This is a genomic window from Arthrobacter sp. 210 2 (genome assembly GCF_059093025.1).
The window spans coordinates 90,678-105,400 of record NZ_JBNHIE010000011.1 but is presented as its reverse complement, the minus strand read 5'-3'; the positions used below and the strand labels follow the sequence as shown (position 1 = coordinate 105,400).

At 64.9% G+C, this 14,723-nt stretch carries 14 protein-coding genes; 12 read left to right on the top strand and 2 right to left on the bottom strand.

Going from position 1 to position 14,723, the window contains the following annotated elements; genetic code table 11:
- Positions 1–13 precede the first annotated feature (13 nt).
- The 3 genes from AC5RWA_RS18315 to sucD all read left to right on the top strand — a co-directional run bounded on the left by AC5RWA_RS18315 (position 14) and on the right by sucD (position 3,027).
- Entirely contained in the window at positions 14–721 is a 708-nt protein-coding gene (locus AC5RWA_RS18315; RefSeq protein ID WP_494058592.1) for a hypothetical protein, read from the top strand.
- A gap of 222 nt (positions 722–943) precedes the next feature.
- Positions 944–2,113, top strand: coding sequence for an ADP-forming succinate--CoA ligase subunit beta (gene sucC / locus AC5RWA_RS18310; protein ID WP_494058591.1), 1,170 nt, complete (start codon positions 944–946; stop codon positions 2,111–2,113).
- Positions 2,114–2,124: 11 nt separating this feature from the next.
- Complete coding sequence (gene sucD / locus AC5RWA_RS18305) at positions 2,125–3,027, top strand: succinate--CoA ligase subunit alpha (protein WP_079597816.1); 903 nt, start codon at positions 2,125–2,127, stop codon at positions 3,025–3,027.
- A gap of 148 nt (positions 3,028–3,175) precedes the next feature.
- Here the strand turns inward: sucD and AC5RWA_RS18300 are convergent, their stop codons facing one another.
- Together AC5RWA_RS18300 and AC5RWA_RS18295 are read right to left on the bottom strand one after the other, a co-directional pair.
- Complete coding sequence (locus AC5RWA_RS18300; protein ID WP_079597815.1) at positions 3,176–3,658, bottom strand: SRPBCC family protein; 483 nt, start codon at positions 3,656–3,658, stop codon at positions 3,176–3,178.
- Complete coding sequence (locus AC5RWA_RS18295; RefSeq protein ID WP_115524226.1) at positions 3,655–4,014, bottom strand: ArsR/SmtB family transcription factor; 360 nt, start codon at positions 4,012–4,014, stop codon at positions 3,655–3,657. Before AC5RWA_RS18295 ends, AC5RWA_RS18300 begins: the two co-directional genes overlap by 4 nt.
- A gap of 151 nt (positions 4,015–4,165) precedes the next feature.
- Between AC5RWA_RS18295 and AC5RWA_RS18290 the strand changes: the two genes are divergently transcribed.
- The 9 genes from AC5RWA_RS18290 to AC5RWA_RS18250 all read left to right on the top strand — a co-directional run bounded on the left by AC5RWA_RS18290 (position 4,166) and on the right by AC5RWA_RS18250 (position 14,681).
- Positions 4,166–4,570 (top strand): tautomerase family protein, encoded by a 405-nt coding sequence (locus tag AC5RWA_RS18290; RefSeq protein ID WP_115524227.1) that lies wholly within the window; start codon positions 4,166–4,168, stop codon positions 4,568–4,570.
- A 186-nt stretch (positions 4,571–4,756) separates the two neighbouring features.
- Complete coding sequence (gene iolC, locus AC5RWA_RS18285) at positions 4,757–5,797, top strand: 5-dehydro-2-deoxygluconokinase (protein WP_494058590.1); 1,041 nt, start codon at positions 4,757–4,759, stop codon at positions 5,795–5,797.
- Complete coding sequence (locus AC5RWA_RS18280) at positions 5,794–6,729, top strand: Cgl0159 family (beta/alpha)8-fold protein (protein WP_494058589.1); 936 nt, start codon at positions 5,794–5,796, stop codon at positions 6,727–6,729. The genes iolC and AC5RWA_RS18280 overlap by 4 nt, the downstream gene beginning before the upstream one ends.
- Before the next feature lie 33 nt (positions 6,730–6,762).
- Positions 6,763–8,724 (top strand): 3D-(3,5/4)-trihydroxycyclohexane-1,2-dione acylhydrolase (decyclizing), encoded by a 1,962-nt coding sequence (iolD, locus tag AC5RWA_RS18275; RefSeq protein WP_494058637.1) that lies wholly within the window; start codon positions 6,763–6,765, stop codon positions 8,722–8,724.
- Positions 8,725–8,757: 33 nt separating this feature from the next.
- Positions 8,758–10,272, top strand: coding sequence for a CoA-acylating methylmalonate-semialdehyde dehydrogenase (locus tag AC5RWA_RS18270; RefSeq protein ID WP_494058588.1), 1,515 nt, complete (start codon positions 8,758–8,760; stop codon positions 10,270–10,272).
- A 67-nt stretch (positions 10,273–10,339) separates the two neighbouring features.
- Positions 10,340–11,251: a sugar phosphate isomerase/epimerase family protein gene (locus tag AC5RWA_RS18265; RefSeq protein WP_079597808.1), complete on the top strand. Its 912-nt coding sequence runs from the start codon at positions 10,340–10,342 to the stop codon at positions 11,249–11,251.
- 32 nt (positions 11,252–11,283) lie between these two features.
- Positions 11,284–12,297, top strand: a complete 1,014-nt coding sequence (locus AC5RWA_RS18260) for a Gfo/Idh/MocA family protein (RefSeq protein WP_275729907.1) — start codon at positions 11,284–11,286, stop codon at positions 12,295–12,297.
- A 75-nt stretch (positions 12,298–12,372) separates the two neighbouring features.
- Positions 12,373–13,248, top strand: a complete 876-nt coding sequence (locus AC5RWA_RS18255; protein WP_476247525.1) for a sugar phosphate isomerase/epimerase family protein — start codon at positions 12,373–12,375, stop codon at positions 13,246–13,248.
- Positions 13,245–14,681 carry a sugar porter family MFS transporter gene (locus tag AC5RWA_RS18250; protein WP_494058587.1) on the top strand — a complete coding sequence of 479 codons (1,437 nt, stop codon included), beginning with the start codon at positions 13,245–13,247 and terminating at the stop codon, positions 14,679–14,681. The genes AC5RWA_RS18255 and AC5RWA_RS18250 overlap by 4 nt, the downstream gene beginning before the upstream one ends.
- Positions 14,682–14,723: the final 42 nt, after the last annotated feature.

The following is a 14,723-nucleotide window of genomic DNA, read 5'->3' as shown; positions in this document are numbered from 1 at the left end:
GGCATGAAGCATAATGGGGGCCATGCGACGGACTGTTTGGGGGATGCTCGCCGCCCTTGTGCTGGCGGCCGCCACGGGATGCACCGTGACCACCGAGGACCCCGGCTACGTGCCGCCGCCTCCGCCGGCACCGATGGACCAGCTGGAACAGGCGGCGTTGGCCAATCCCGACGATTTTTCCAGCACTGACGGCGTCCTCTCCTTCATCACCGAGGACCGCAGCATTGTCTGTTCGCTGACCTCCGCGCGCGGCGAGCATGTGAACCTCCCCTACGAAACGAACAGCTTCACCGACGCAGCGAACAACAAGCTGGCCATCGTCCCCGTGGCCCACTGTGAACTGGCCAGGTACCCGAAGCCCGCCCACGACGACGTCCGGGATGACTGCGCCGGAACATCGCTCGGCTACCTGGGCGGCGTTGCCTTCCTGACCCCTGACAACGCAACGTACGGTGAGTGCCGTTCCGGCGTCACACAAATGGAGGCAACCTACGGCCCCAACGGCAACAGGGCGGGTGCCCTGGCCCAGCTGCCGGTCCTGGCGGAGGGCCGGAACCTCGAACGCAACGGGCTGCGGTGTTCCGCCTACAACGGCGGCGTGGCATGCGGAAACGTGTCCGCCGGCGTGGGATTCTTTGTTTCCCCGGAGCGTTACGAACTGATCTCCAGGCCGGAAAACGCTGCCCCGTCTCCACCCGCCGAGGCCTCAAAAACCCCGTAAATACGCGGTTTTTCTACGCCTCATAGAATAGTGTCCTTACTCACATAAGAGGTAGTCTGGGACGGCCCGGTCCCTCCAAAGGACTAGAGTTCCCCATGGAGCATCACGCCGCGTGGCTCGTTTCCAACAGGCCTCCGGTGCGTGCAATTCCGCAGCCCGGTCATCGTCTTCGATGGTGCCCGACTGTACAGAAACTACTTCGACGTAGAAGGACACTAAACCGTGGACCTGTTTGAATACCAGGCGCGCGATATGTTCGAGGCGCACGGTGTACCCGTGCTTGCCGGCATCGTGGCGTACACCCCAGAAGAAGCAAAGGCAGCTGCCGAGAAGGTCGGCGGCGTTACTGTCGTAAAGGCTCAGGTCAAGGTTGGTGGCCGAGGCAAGGCCGGCGGCGTGAAGGTCGCAAAGTCCGCCGACGAGGCGCTTGAGCACTCCACCAACATCCTGGGCATGGACATCAAGGGCCACACCGTCAACAAGGTGATGATCGCCCAGGGTGCGGACATCGCCGAGGAATACTACTTCTCCGTCCTGCTGGACCGGGCCAACCGCAACTACCTGGCCATGTGCTCGGTTGAGGGCGGCATGGAAATCGAACAGCTCGCCGTCGAACGCCCCGAAGCGCTGGCCAAGATCGCCATCGATCCCGCCATCGGCATCGACCAGGCAAAGGCCGACGAAATCGTCGCAGCCGCTGGCTTCGCTGAGGAACTGCGCGGCAAGGTGGCCGACGTCATCCTCAAGCTCTGGGACGTCTTCAAGAAGGAAGATGCCACCCTGGTGGAGGTCAACCCGCTCGTCAAGACCGGCGCCGGCGAAATCGTGGCACTGGACGGCAAGGTCTCCCTGGACGAGAACGCCGAATTCCGTCACGCCAAGCACGCCCTCCTTGAAGACAAGGACGCCGCTGACCCGCTTGAGGCCAAGGCAAAGGCGCAGGACCTCAACTACGTCAAGCTGGACGGCGAAGTGGGCATCATCGGCAACGGTGCAGGCCTGGTCATGTCCACCCTGGACGTCGTTGCCTACGCCGGTGAAAACCACGGCAACGTCAAGCCCGCCAACTTCCTGGACATCGGCGGCGGAGCTTCGGCCGAGGTCATGGCCGCCGGCCTGGACGTCATCCTGGGCGACGAGCAGGTCAAGTCCGTGTTCGTGAACGTCTTCGGCGGCATCACCGCCTGTGACGCCGTGGCCAAGGGCATCGTCGGCGCGCTGGCCGAGCTCGGCCACACAGCCAACAAGCCGCTGGTAGTCCGCCTCGACGGCAACAACGTCGAAGAAGGCCGCCGCATCCTGAACGAGGCCAACCACCCGCTGGTTACCCTGGCCGCCACCATGGACGAGGGCGCCGACAAGGCCGCCGAGCTCGCCAACGCAGCGAAGTAAAGGGACGCACCATGTCTATCTATCTGAACAAGGACTCCAAGGTCATCGTCCAGGGCATCACCGGCGGTGAAGGCACCAAGCACACCGCCCTGATGCTGAAGGCCGGCACCAACATTGTGGGTGGCGTCAACGCCCGCAAGGCCGGCACCACCGTCCTGCACGGCGACGCCGAGATCAACGTCTACGGCACCGTCAAGGAAGCCATGGCAGAGACCGGCGCCGACGTCTCCATCGTCTTCGTCCCGCCGGCATTCACCAAGAACGCCGTTGTTGAAGCCATCGAGGCCGGCATCGGCCTGGTGGTTGTCATCACCGAAGGCGTGCCGGTCCAGGACTCCGCCGAATTCTGGGCCCTCGCCCAGTCCAAGCTGGACGCTGACGGCAACCAGGTCACGCGCATCATCGGACCGAACTGCCCCGGCATCATCACCCCCGGTGAAGCACTGGTGGGCATCACGCCGGCCAACATCACCGGCAAGGGCCCCATCGGCCTGGTCTCCAAGTCGGGCACCCTGACCTACCAGATGATGTACGAACTGCGCGACCTCGGCTTCTCCACCGCCATCGGCATCGGCGGCGACCCCATCATCGGCACCACGCACATCGACGCCCTGGCTGCGTTCGAAGCCGACCCCGAGACCAAGGCGATCGTGATGATCGGCGAAATCGGCGGCGACGCCGAGGAACGTGCTGCCGACTTCATCAAGGCCAACGTCACCAAGCCGGTTGTCGGCTACGTTGCCGGCTTCACCGCTCCTGAAGGCAAGACCATGGGCCACGCCGGCGCCATCGTCTCCGGTTCCGCCGGAACCGCCCAGGCCAAGAAGGAAGCCCTCGAAGCTGCAGGCGTGAAGGTCGGCAAGACGCCGTCCGAGACCGCCACGCTGCTGCGCGAGGTTTTCGCAGCCCTCTAGGGTTCTCTCCAACAACGCGGGGTCACTTCCCGCCCTTTCCACACTCTGGATTGGGCGCGGAGTGACCCCGCGTTGCTGTTTTAAGTACGACGACGCCAGGTCACCTTCCGCGTGGGAGGTGACCTGACGTCGTCGTACTTTCTGCGTTTCAGGCTTTGGCAGCGGTGAGCAGCTCGTCGAGCCGCTCGTAGCCTTCTGTCATGCCGCCCTCCATGCCGGACTGGGCCATGCCGTCACGTGCCTCCATGCTGGGGTAGACGGAGTGGCCGCGCAGCCTGCACCGGCCGCCGCCGAGGTCCTCGAACGTCATGAACTCGAGGCTGACCACGTCCGGATAACCGCCGAACTCGAAGGTCTGCAGGGCAAACTCGTTTTCACGGACCGTATGGAACACCCCGGTGAATTCGTAAGCCACGCCGTCCGGCCCGGTGTGGATGTATCGGTAGGTGCCGCCGCTGCGGAAGTCGTAGTGGTCCATCTCCATTTTGAGGCCGCGGGGGCCCAGCCACTGCGCAATAAGATCCGGTTCCTTGTGCGCCCGGAATACGTCCGCGACGGGGAAATCGAACTCACGCTCGAAGTCGATGAAGGGAAGGCCTTCGGGGACACTGAGTTTCAGGGGATTGGTCATGGCTTTTCCTTTGCCTTGGCGCCGTGGTGCCCGGCGCTGGATTGAAGCACGGCATCAAGGCTGCGGAACTGCTCCTCGCGGACCAGCCGGTACTGGTCGATCCAGGCGGTGAGTGCCTCCAGCCGTGCGGGGTTCAGGTGGACGGGCCTGCGCTGGGCATCCCTGGTCCGGGTAACCAGTTGCGCCTGCTCGAGTACCTGGATGTGCTTCGAAACTGCCTGCTTGGAAATTTCGAATGGTTCCGCCAACTCATTAACTGTGGCCGGGCCCCGGCTGAGCCGGGCAATGATGCTCCGCCGCACGGGGTCGGCCAGGGCCATAAAGGCCGAGTCCAACGCGGTACTTTCGAAGTTCATGTGCGGCCTCTTGCTAATCAACTAAATTGTTTATCAACCTCTTGGTTGTTTAAGGCTACTCCTTCATCCCGCGTCCTTCAAGACCTCTCGGCCTTGTCGCGCCGCTCCCGATATTGTTAGTATGTCAGGACAAAGCCTCAGAGGAGCGAAAATGCCACTTGTACGTATTGATGTGAACGAAGGACGCACTCCGGAGGAGCTGCAGCGGCTGAGCCGCGGCATCCATGACGCAATCCTTGCCGAATATGGCATCCCCGAGCGGGACTACTTCCACATCCTCAGCGAACACCCGCAGGGGCAGATCTTCGCCCAGGATGCCGGTCTCGGGTTCGAGCGGACCGGCGGAGTGGTGATGATCCAGATATTCACCCAGGGCGGCAGGACACAGGAGGCGAAGCAGCGGCTGTTCGCGGCTGTGGCCGAGAAGCTTTCCGGGGTGGGAGTTGCCGGCGAGGATGTCTTCATCGGGTACGTGGAAAACACCGCCGGTGACTGGTCCTTCGGGTTCGGGCGGGCCCAGTATGTGACCGGAGAACTTGCCGTACCCCGCAAGTAGGCGGTGTCTGCCGCACCGCTAAAGTAGCGCGCTCTAACTTTGCTGTAAGTATGTCAGTACAAACCTTTGACAGGACATGAAATGTGCGGCAAAGTAGTCCCTGTGGCCTTCACCACGGCCTGCCAGTCCCGGAGCTCCTGCACTTCAGAGGTCCAGAGTTCCACACCAGAAAGGTCCGCGATCACCGTGACCCACGAGCTTCTTACGATCGGGCGCATCAGCGTTGATATCTACCCGAACGATATTGGGGTGGACCTGGAGGACGTCACGTCCTTCGGGAAATACCTCGGCGGTTCGCCGTCCAACGTCGCCGTTGCGGCTGCCCGGCACGGCCGCCGCGCAGGCGTGATCACCCGTACCGGGGACGACGCCTTCGGCAAGTACCTGCACCGGGAACTGCACAAGTTCAACGTCGACGATTCCTTCGTCGCTCCCGTGAAGGAGTACCCCACGGCGGTCACCTTCTGTGCCATCAAGCCGGCGACGGACGAGTTCCCGCTCTACTTCTATGGCCGGTTTCCCACCGCGCCGGACCTGCAGATCCAGGCTTCCGAGCTGGACCTGGACGCCATCCGCGAGGCGGGGATCTTCTGGTCCACCGTGACCGGCCTGTGCCAGGAGCCCAGCCGCAGTGCACACATTGCAGCGCATGAGGCACGTCCGCGGACCCGCCTGGCCGAGGGGCAGTTCACCATCCTGGACCTGGATTACCGGCCGATGTTCTGGGCGTCGGAGGACGAGGCCCGCGCGGAGGTGGCCAGGATCCTGCCGCACGTGACGGTCGCCATAGGCAACGACAAGGAATGCGCCGTGGCCGTCGGTGAGGGCACGCCCGATGAGCAGGCCGACCGGCTGCTCGCCGCCGGCGTCGAGATAGCCGTCGTCAAGCTCGGCCCTGACGGCGTGATGGCCAAGACCCGCACCGAGCGCGTGGTGTCCGCCCCGGTCCCGGTGGAAACCGTGAACGGCCTGGGCGCAGGCGACTCCTTCGGCGGCGCCTTCTGCCATGGTCTGCTGTCCGGCTGGCCGCTGGCCCAGGTCCTGGACTACGCCAACGCCGCCGGCGCGATTGTCGCCTCCCGCGTGTCCTGCGCGGATGCCATGCCGACGCCGGATGAGGTCACCTCACTGCTGGCCGAACGCGGCCGACCGGTTCCGGGTACTGTTCCCGGCGCCCCTGTTCCTGATGCCGCTGCCCAGCTTGCCACCGAAGGAGCAGCACTGTGACCCTCACCCCTATCGCCGCCAACCAGGCTGTCAACGACGATCCCCGCCGCTATGAACACCTGAGCGTCATCCGGCTGGAGGACCCGGACGCCGTGGCCCGTGCCGCCGCGTCCCGCCGCCGCCATCCCGGCGTGAAGTCCGGCCGGCAGAACTTCATCGTGGCAGCGGACCACCCGGCCCGCGGGGCCCTCGCGGTAGGAAATGATCCGGTAGCGATGGCGGACCGCCGCCAGCTGCTGGACCGGCTGCAGATCGCGCTGGCCAACCCCGCCGTGGACGGAATCCTGGCGTCTCCGGACATCATGGATGACCTGCTGCTGCTGGGCGCACTGGAGGGCAAGCTGGTCTTTGGTTCCATGAACCGGGGCGGGCTGTCCGGACTGGTCAACGAATTCGATGACCGGTTCACCGGCCACACCGCTGCCGCGCTCGAAGCTTTGGGCGCTGACGGCGGCAAGATGCTCACCCGGATCTGCCTGGGCGACCCGGATACGGTGGTGACCCTGGAGGCCACCGCCAAGGCCATCGATTCCCTGGCGGAGCGCAAGCTGATCGCGATGGTGGAGCCATTCCTCTCGGTCCGGGAAAACGGGCGGGTCCGCAATGACCTCTCCACCAACGCTGTGATCAAGTCCATTGCGATTGCCGAGGGCCTGGGGTCCACCAGCGCCTACACCTGGATGAAGCTGCCGGTGGTTGCCGGGATGGAACGCGTCATGGCCGCCACCACCATGCCCACCGTGTTGCTGGGCGGGGATCCGGCCGGTACCCAGGACGAGGTCTTTGCCAGCTGGCAGGCGGCCCTGGCGTTGCCGGGGGTGCAGGGCCTGACCGTGGGCCGCACCCTGCTCTACCCCCAGGACGGGGATGTGGCCGGCGCTGTCGCCACGGCCGCTTCCCTTCTTCACCACACCGCAGAAGTATCGGAGTAGCTTCCCATGGGAACAACAACAGGAACACGCAGGATGACGGTGGCGCAGGCGGTCGTCGAGTACCTTTCGAAGCAGTACACCGTCGATTCCATCAACGGTGTTGCCTACCGTGAGCGGCTGATCCCGGGAACATTCGGCATTTTCGGGCACGGCAACGTGGCCGGTGTGGGCCAGGCCCTGAAGCAGTACCAGCAGCTGGACCCGGCCATCATGCCGTATTACCAGGGCCGGAACGAACAGGCCCAGGTCCATCAGGCCGTGGGCTACGCCCGGCACACCCGCCGCCGCCAGACCTTCGCGGTCAGCACTTCCATCGGCCCGGGCTCCTCGAACCTGCTCACCGGCGCCGCGCTGGCCACGACCAACCGCCTCCCGGTACTGCTGCTGCCGTCCGACACGTTCGCTACCCGCGCCGCGGACCCGGTCCTGCAGCAGCTGGAGCAGCCTTACGCCTACGACCTGACGGTGAATGACGCGTTCCGGCCGCTCTCCAAGTTCTTCGACCGGGTAACGCGGCCGGAGCAGCTGTTCTCCGCGTTCCACCACGGCCTGCGCGTCCTGACCGACCCGGCCGAAACCGGCGCCGTAACCATTTCGCTGCCGCAGGACGTCCAGGCAGAGGCCTTCGATGTCCCGGAGGAGTTTCTGGCAGAACGGGAATGGCGGATCCGCCGCCCGGACGCGGACGACGACGACATCGCCCGCGCCGCCGAGGCCATCCGGGCCGCGAAACGGCCGCTGATCATCGCCGGCGGCGGCGTCCTGTACGCCTACGCCAACGAGGAGCTTGCGAAGTTTGTCGAGCTGACCGGGATACCGGTGGGCAACACCCAGGCCGGCGTCGGCGTCCTGCCCTGGGACCACAAACAGGCCCTCGGCGCCATCGGTTCCACCGGCACGACGGCGGCGAACGCCATCGCCGCCGAGGCGGACCTGATCATCGGGATCGGCACCCGCTACGAGGACTTCACCACCGCGTCCCGCACGGCGTTCCAGAACCCTGACGTGCGTTTCATCAACGTCAACGTCGCACCGATCGACGCCTACAAGCACGGGACCACGCTTCCCATCGTCGCCGACGCCCGCAAGGCACTGGTCAAGCTCAACGCCGCCCTCGGCGGCTACCGCGTGGGCGCCGACCTGGAACAGACGGTGGCTTCTGAGAAGAAGCGCTGGGATGCCACCGTGGACGAGGCCTTCGACACCCGCCACACCCCGCTGCCGGCGCAAAATGAAATCATCGGCGCCACCTCCCGGGCCATGGACGCCCGCGACGTGGTGATCTGCGCGGCCGGGTCCCTGCCCGGGGACCTGCACAAGATGTGGCGGGTCCGGGACCCGTTCGGCTACCACGTGGAGTATGCGTACTCCTGCATGGGTTATGAGATCCCGGGCGGCCTCGGCGTGAAGCGCGCGGCCCTCGCCGAGGCGGCCAGGACGACGGCGGCAGGCGGCGCCGGCGGGACGGAGACCTCCGAGGTGCGGGACGTCGTCGTGATGGTAGGGGACGGCTCCTACCTGATGATGCACACCGAACTGGTCACCGCCGTCGCCGAACGCATCAAGCTGATCGTGGTCCTGATCCAGAACCACGGCTACGCCTCCATCGGCTCGCTGTCGGAGATGCTCGGTTCGCAGCGGTTCGGTACCCAGTACCGGGCGCTGGACGAGGAACAACACAGCTTCGACGAGGGCGAAACCCTCCCGGTGGACCTGGCCCTGAACGCCGAGTCCCTGGGTGTGAAGGTCATCCGCATCGAGCCGGGGGAGAAGGTCATCGCCGAACTCGAACAGGCCATCCGCGACGCCAAGGCAGCGCCGGAGCGCGGCGGTCCAATCCTGATCCACGTCGAATCCGATCCCCTGCTGGATGCCCCGTCCTCCGAGTCCTGGTGGGATGTTCCCGTCTCCCAGGTCTCCGAACTGGACTCCACGAAACAGGCCTTCCAGACCTACTCCGGCCACAAGAACCGCCAGCGCAAACTGCTGGGCTGACGTTCCCCCTTCACCACTCAAGGAAGAGTCCCCATGACTGCCACCACCACTGAGACCACTACGATTCACCACTTCATCAACGGCGCCGAAACTGCCGGCGAGGGTGACCGCACCACGTCCGTCTACAACCCTGCCACCGGGCAGGTCACCGCGGAGCTGCGGCTGGCCAACCGCGCAGACCTGGACGCCACCGTTGCCGCCGCCCGCAAGGCCGCCGATACCTGGGGCGACATCTCCCTGGCCAAGCGCACCGCCGTGCTCTTCAAATTCCGCGAACTGGTCGCCGGCCACGTCGACGAACTGGCCGCCCTCATCACCGCCGAGCACGGCAAGGTCCTTTCCGACGCCAAGGGTGAAATCGGCCGCGGCCTCGAAGTCATCGAATACGCCTGCGGTATCCCCACGCTGCTCAAGGGCGACTACTCCGACCAGGTTTCCACCGGGATCGACGTGTTCAACTTCCGTGAACCCCTCGGCGTGGTCGCGGGCATCACGCCGTTCAACTTCCCCGTCATGGTCCCGCTGTGGATGGCCCCGATGGCCATCGCCACCGGCAACGCCTTCATCCTCAAGCCCTCCGAACGCGACCCCTCCGCGTCCATGCTCCTGGCAAAGCTGTGGAAGCAGGCAGGACTGCCTGACGGAGTGTTCCAGGTCCTGCACGGTGACAAGGAAACCGTGGACGGACTCCTGACCCACCCGGACGTGGACGGCATCTCCTTCGTCGGTTCCACTCCCATCGCGCAGTACGTCCACGAGACCGCCACCAAGCACGGCAAGCGCGTCCAGGCCCTCGGCGGGGCCAAGAACCACGCCATCGTCATGCCCGACGCCGACCTGGACAACGCTGCCGACCACCTCGCCGCCGCAGCGTTCGGCTCCGCCGGCGAACGCTGCATGGCCATTTCCGTCGCCGTGGCGGTCGGGGACGCCGCGGACCTCATCGTCAAGAAGGTCGAAGAACGCGCCCTGGCCGTCAAGGTCAACAACGGCACCGCGCCCGACGCCGAAATGGGGCCGGTCATCACGCCCGCCTCCAAGGAACGCATCGTCAGGATCGTCACCGAAGCAGAACAGGCCGGCGCCGCCATGGTGGTGGACGGCCGCGACCTGGTGGTCCCCGGCCACGAAGACGGCTTCTGGGTGGGCCCCACCGTCATCGACCACGTCAAGACCGGAATGACCGCCTACACCGAGGAAATCTTCGGACCCGTCCTCGTCGTGGTCCGGGTCGACACCCTCGAAGACGGCATCACGCTGATCAACGCCAACCCCTACGGCAACGGCACCGCCATCTTCACCTCCTCCGGCGCAGCCGCCCGCAAGTTCCAGCGCTCCGTCACCGTCGGCATGATCGGCATCAACGTGCCCCTGCCCGTCCCCGTGGCGTACCACTCCTTCGGCGGCTGGAAAGCCTCGCTTTTCGGTGACAAGCACATCTATGGCCCCGAAGGCGTTTCCTTCTACACCCGCGGCAAGGTCATCACCTCCCGCTGGCCCGAAACCCACCACGCCTCCGGCGCCTCCTACAACTTCCCGTCGAACTAATAACCGCCTTGGTTTCGACAGGCTCAACCACCGGTGGTTGAGCCTGTCGAAACCAAAAGGAGTGAAAATGACTGAGAACAAACTGATCATCGGCACCGCTCCGGACTCCTGGGGTGTGTGGTTCCCGGACGACCCCAAGCAGACGCCATGGGAGCGCTTCCTCGACGAAGTGGCTGAGTCCGGCTACAAGTGGATCGAGCTGGGCCCGTACGGCTACCTGCCCACCGACCCCACCCGCCTCGCAGAGGAACTGAAGCAGCGCGATCTCAAGGTCACCGCCGGCACCGTGTTTACCGCGTTCCACCGTGGCCTGGACCAGTGGGAAACCGCCTGGGAGCCGGCCCGCAAGGTGGCTGAACTGACGGCAGCCATGGGCGGCGAGCACATCGTGGTGATCCCGGCCATGTGGCGCGATGACGTTACCGGCGAAGCCGTGGAAAGCGGCACGCTCAGCGACAAGGCCTGGGGTGACCTGTTCGCCGGGCACAACCGCCTGGGCAAGACCCTGCTGGAGGACTTCGGCCTGAAGCAGCAGTTCCACTCGCACGCGGACTCCCACGTCGGCGTGCAGGAGGACATCGAAACGCTGCTGGGCGCAACGGACCCGCAGTACCTGAACCTGTGCCTGGACACCGGACATGCTGAATACTGCGGCGCCTCAAGCCTCGAACTCATCAAGAACTACCCGGACCGGATCGGCTACCTGCACCTGAAGCAGATCAATCCGGAGATCCTCAAGAAAGTCAACGAGGAAAACATGACCTGGGCGGCCGCCAACCTGGCCGGGGTCATGACCGAACCGCCGAACGGACTGCCGGACCTCCGCGCCGTCATCGAAGCCGTCGAAGCGCTGGACCGCCCCATCTTCGGCATCGTGGAGCAGGACATGTACCCCGTCGCCTTCGACGTGCCCATGCCCATTGCCAAGCGCACGCGCAACTACCTGCTGTCCTGCGGCTCCCGTACCGCCGTCAGCTAACCCCCGCCACAGACACTCAAAAGGACAGAACAATGACTGAAACCCTCCGCGTAGCCGTCATCGGCGCCGGACGCATGGGCGCCGACCACATCCAGCGGCTCCACACACGCATCCACGGAGCCGAAGTTGCCGCCGTCGTGGACGTTGACCTGGCCCGTGCAGAGGCGGCCATCGAAGGCATCCCGGGCGCCGTCGCCCTGGCCGACGCTGAGGAAGCCCTCAACAACGGCGACGTCAACGCCGTGCTCATCGCCACGCCCGGTTTCCTGCACGAGGACATCCTGCTCAAGGCGATCGCGAAGGACATCCCGATCCTCTGCGAAAAGCCCCTCACGCCGGATGCCGAGTCCTCCTGGAAGATTGTCCAGGCCGAGGTTGAACTGGGCCACAAGCGCATCCAGGTGGGCTTCATGCGCCGCTTCGACGCAGAGTACGCCTCGCTGGGCAAGATCATCCGCGACCATGAACTGGGCGAGCTGCTCATGCTGCACCACCAGCACCGCAACCCCACCACGCCGGAGGGCTTCACGAACGAGATGCTGATCAACGACTCCGTTGTCCACGAGTTCGACGCGATCCGCTTTTTCACCGGCGAGGAGATCACCAGCATCCAGGTCCGCCTGGGGAAGGCCACCAAGAACGCGCCCTCCGGCCAGCACGATCCCCAGCACGTCCTGCTTGAGACCGAGTCCGGCGTTCTGGCCGACGTCGAGATCTACGTCAACGCCAAGTTCGGCTACGAAGTTGCCACGCAGGCCTCGTTCGAAGAGGGCATCGTCAGCATCGGCGGCGACAAGGGTCCTTACACGCGCAGTGCCGGCCGCTGGGGCGGCAACGTCACGCCCGGCTTCGAGGAGCGCTTCGGTGCGGCGTACGACGTCGAAATCCAGTCATGGGTGGACGCGGCACTTCGGGGCGAGATAGGCGGCCCCACTGCCTGGGATGGTTACGCCACCGCCGCGTGCTGCGAGGCCGGCGTCGAAGCGCAGAAGAACGGCGAAAAGGTTGCCGTGAAGCTGGCCGCCAAGCCCGACCTGTACAAGTAGATGCAGGAGAAGGGGGCGGAAAAGTCCGTCCCCTTCCCGGCTCCTCCCATAACTGATCCACAATGGAGTGTTTACGTGAAAATCGCGCTTGACCCCACCCCGTTCCACCACTCGCACAGCCTGCTCGAGTTCCCGAAGGTGGTTGCGGACCTCGGCTACAAGTACATGCAGATGACCCCGCACGCGGACTTCATCCCCTTCTACAACCACCCCAAAGCGGATGATGAACTGGTGGGCCAGCTGAACAAGGCCTGCAGGGATGCGGGAATCGAAATCGCATCCGTCCTGCCTGTGCTCCGCTGGTCCGGCCCGGATGAGGATGCCCGCGAGGCGGCGGTCCGCTACTGGAAGCGTGCCATCCAGATCACCGTGGACCTTGGCGTCAGCACCATGAACACCGAGTTCAGCGGACGCCCGGAGAAGGCGGAGGAGTCCGAGCGGGCCTTCTACCGCTCCATGGAGGAACTGCTGCCCATCATCGAGCGGGAGGGCATCGACCTGCTGATCGACCCCCACCCGGACGACTTCGTTGAAGAAGGCCTCGCCGCCATCCGCGTGATCCGCGGCCTGAACTCGAAGAACGTGGGCATGGTGTACGTGGCATCGCACAGCTTCCACATGAAGAACCAGCCACTGGACATCATGCGGGCGGCAGGGGACAAGCTGCGCCTGGTGCACGTGGCCGACACCATGAACCATCACGCCTCACACGGACTGCGCTACATCACCAACCCGCCGGGCAACCCCGTGCGCGTCCACCAGCACCTGAAAATCGGCGACGGCGACGTGAACTGGGACGAGTTCTTCGGCGGCCTCAAGGAAATCGGCTTCCTTGACAGGGACGACACCGTGATGGTGTCCAGTGTCTTCGCCGAGGACGAGAACGCCGAGGACGTCTCCCGCTACCAGCTGGACGCCATGAAGCAGTACATCCAAAAGGTCAGCCAATGAGTGGCCCTGCGCCTGCGGCAACCGGAACGAAGCCCCCCAACCACAAGAAGGCGCTCCGGACCGTCACCATCATCTCCACGTTCGGTGGCCTGCTCTTCGGCTACGACACCGGCGTGATCAACGGCGCCCTGCCGTACATGCAGGAGGACCTGGGGCTGACTCCCCTGACCGAAGGGCTGGTGACGTCCTCGCTGCTGTTCGGTGCAGCGTTCGGTGCCCTGTTCGGCGGCCGCCTCGCGGACCGCAACGGACGGCGCAAGATAATCATGGTCCTTGCGGTCATTTTCCTGGTGGGAACGCTGGCCTGCACGTTCGCCCCCAACACCGAGGTGATGATCGCGGCCCGGTTCGTGCTGGGCCTCGCCGTCGGCGGCGCGTCCGTCACCGTGCCCGTCTACCTCGCCGAAGTATCGCCAAGCGCGCGCCGCGGCCGGATCGTCACCCAGAACGAACTGATGATCGTGACCGGGCAGTTGCTGGCCTTCATCTTCAACGCCTACCTTGGCAACACCTTCGGGGAATCCGGCGGCATCTGGCGCTGGATGCTGGTGATCGCGACGCTTCCCGCCATCGCACTGTGGATCGGTATGAACTTCATGCCGGAGAGCCCGCGCTGGCTGGCGTCGATGGGCAGCTTCGGTGAGACCCTCAGCGTGCTGCAACGCATCCGCTCACAGGCCGAGGCCCGGACGGAGTTCGAAGAGGTCAAGGCGATGGCCGTTGAGGACTACAAGTCCAAGATGGGTTCGTGGAAGGACCTCGGCATCCCGTGGCTCCGCCGGATCTTCTTCGTGGGCCTGGGGCTGGCCGTTATCCAGCAAATTACCGGCGTGAACTCCATCATGTACTACGGCACGCAGATCCTGGCACAGTCAGGTTTTGGCCGGGAAGCGGCGCTGACGGCCAACATCGCCAACGGCGTGATCTCGGTGCTTGCCACGTTCGTGGGCATCTGGCTGCTGGGCAAGGTGGGCCGCCGCCGCATGCTGATCACCGGCCAGGTGGGAACGACGTCGGCCCTGCTGCTGATCGGCCTGTTCTCGTTGATCCTGCCCGAGGGCGCCGCCCGCGGCTTCGTCATCCTGTCGCTGACGGTTACCTTCCTCGCGTTCCAGCAGGGGGCCATCTCGCCGGTTACCTGGCTGATGCTCTCCGAGATTTTTCCGCTCAAGATGCGCGGCCTGGGCATGGGTGCTTCCGCGTTTGTGCTGTGGATCGTGAACTTCCTGGTGGGCTTCGGCTTCCCGCAGCTCCTGGCCGCCATCGGACTCTCCAGCACGTTCTTCGTATTTGCCGTCCTGGGCGTCGGCGCCATCGCCTTCGCCGCGAAGTACGTCCCGGAGACCAAGGACAAGAGCCTGGAAGACCTGGAGCACTACTTTAAAAACGTGGCGGGAAAGAAGCCTGAAGCCGCAGTGGGCAACAGCCTCTAACCGCAGCCGCCGTACAGCACGGGACGGACGAGTGCCCCTTTG

Coding starts and splice junctions, on each gene's coding strand:
- AC5RWA_RS18300 (WP_079597815.1), bottom strand. CDS start 3,658: ATGACCAATCCCCTGAAACTCAGTGTCCCCGAAGGCCTTCCCTTCATC.
- iolD (WP_494058637.1), top strand. CDS start 6,763: ATGACGGTGGCGCAGGCGGTCGTCGAGTACCTTTCGAAGCAGTACACC.
- AC5RWA_RS18295 (WP_115524226.1), bottom strand. CDS start 4,014: ATGAACTTCGAAAGTACCGCGTTGGACTCGGCCTTTATGGCCCTGGCC.
- AC5RWA_RS18290 (WP_115524227.1), top strand. CDS start 4,166: ATGCCACTTGTACGTATTGATGTGAACGAAGGACGCACTCCGGAGGAG.
- sucD (WP_079597816.1), top strand. CDS start 2,125: ATGTCTATCTATCTGAACAAGGACTCCAAGGTCATCGTCCAGGGCATC.
- AC5RWA_RS18315 (WP_494058592.1), top strand. CDS start 14: ATGGGGGCCATGCGACGGACTGTTTGGGGGATGCTCGCCGCCCTTGTG.
- AC5RWA_RS18265 (WP_079597808.1), top strand. CDS start 10,340: ATGACTGAGAACAAACTGATCATCGGCACCGCTCCGGACTCCTGGGGT.
- AC5RWA_RS18260 (WP_275729907.1), top strand. CDS start 11,284: ATGACTGAAACCCTCCGCGTAGCCGTCATCGGCGCCGGACGCATGGGC.
- AC5RWA_RS18250 (WP_494058587.1), top strand. CDS start 13,245: ATGAGTGGCCCTGCGCCTGCGGCAACCGGAACGAAGCCCCCCAACCAC.
- AC5RWA_RS18270 (WP_494058588.1), top strand. CDS start 8,758: ATGACTGCCACCACCACTGAGACCACTACGATTCACCACTTCATCAAC.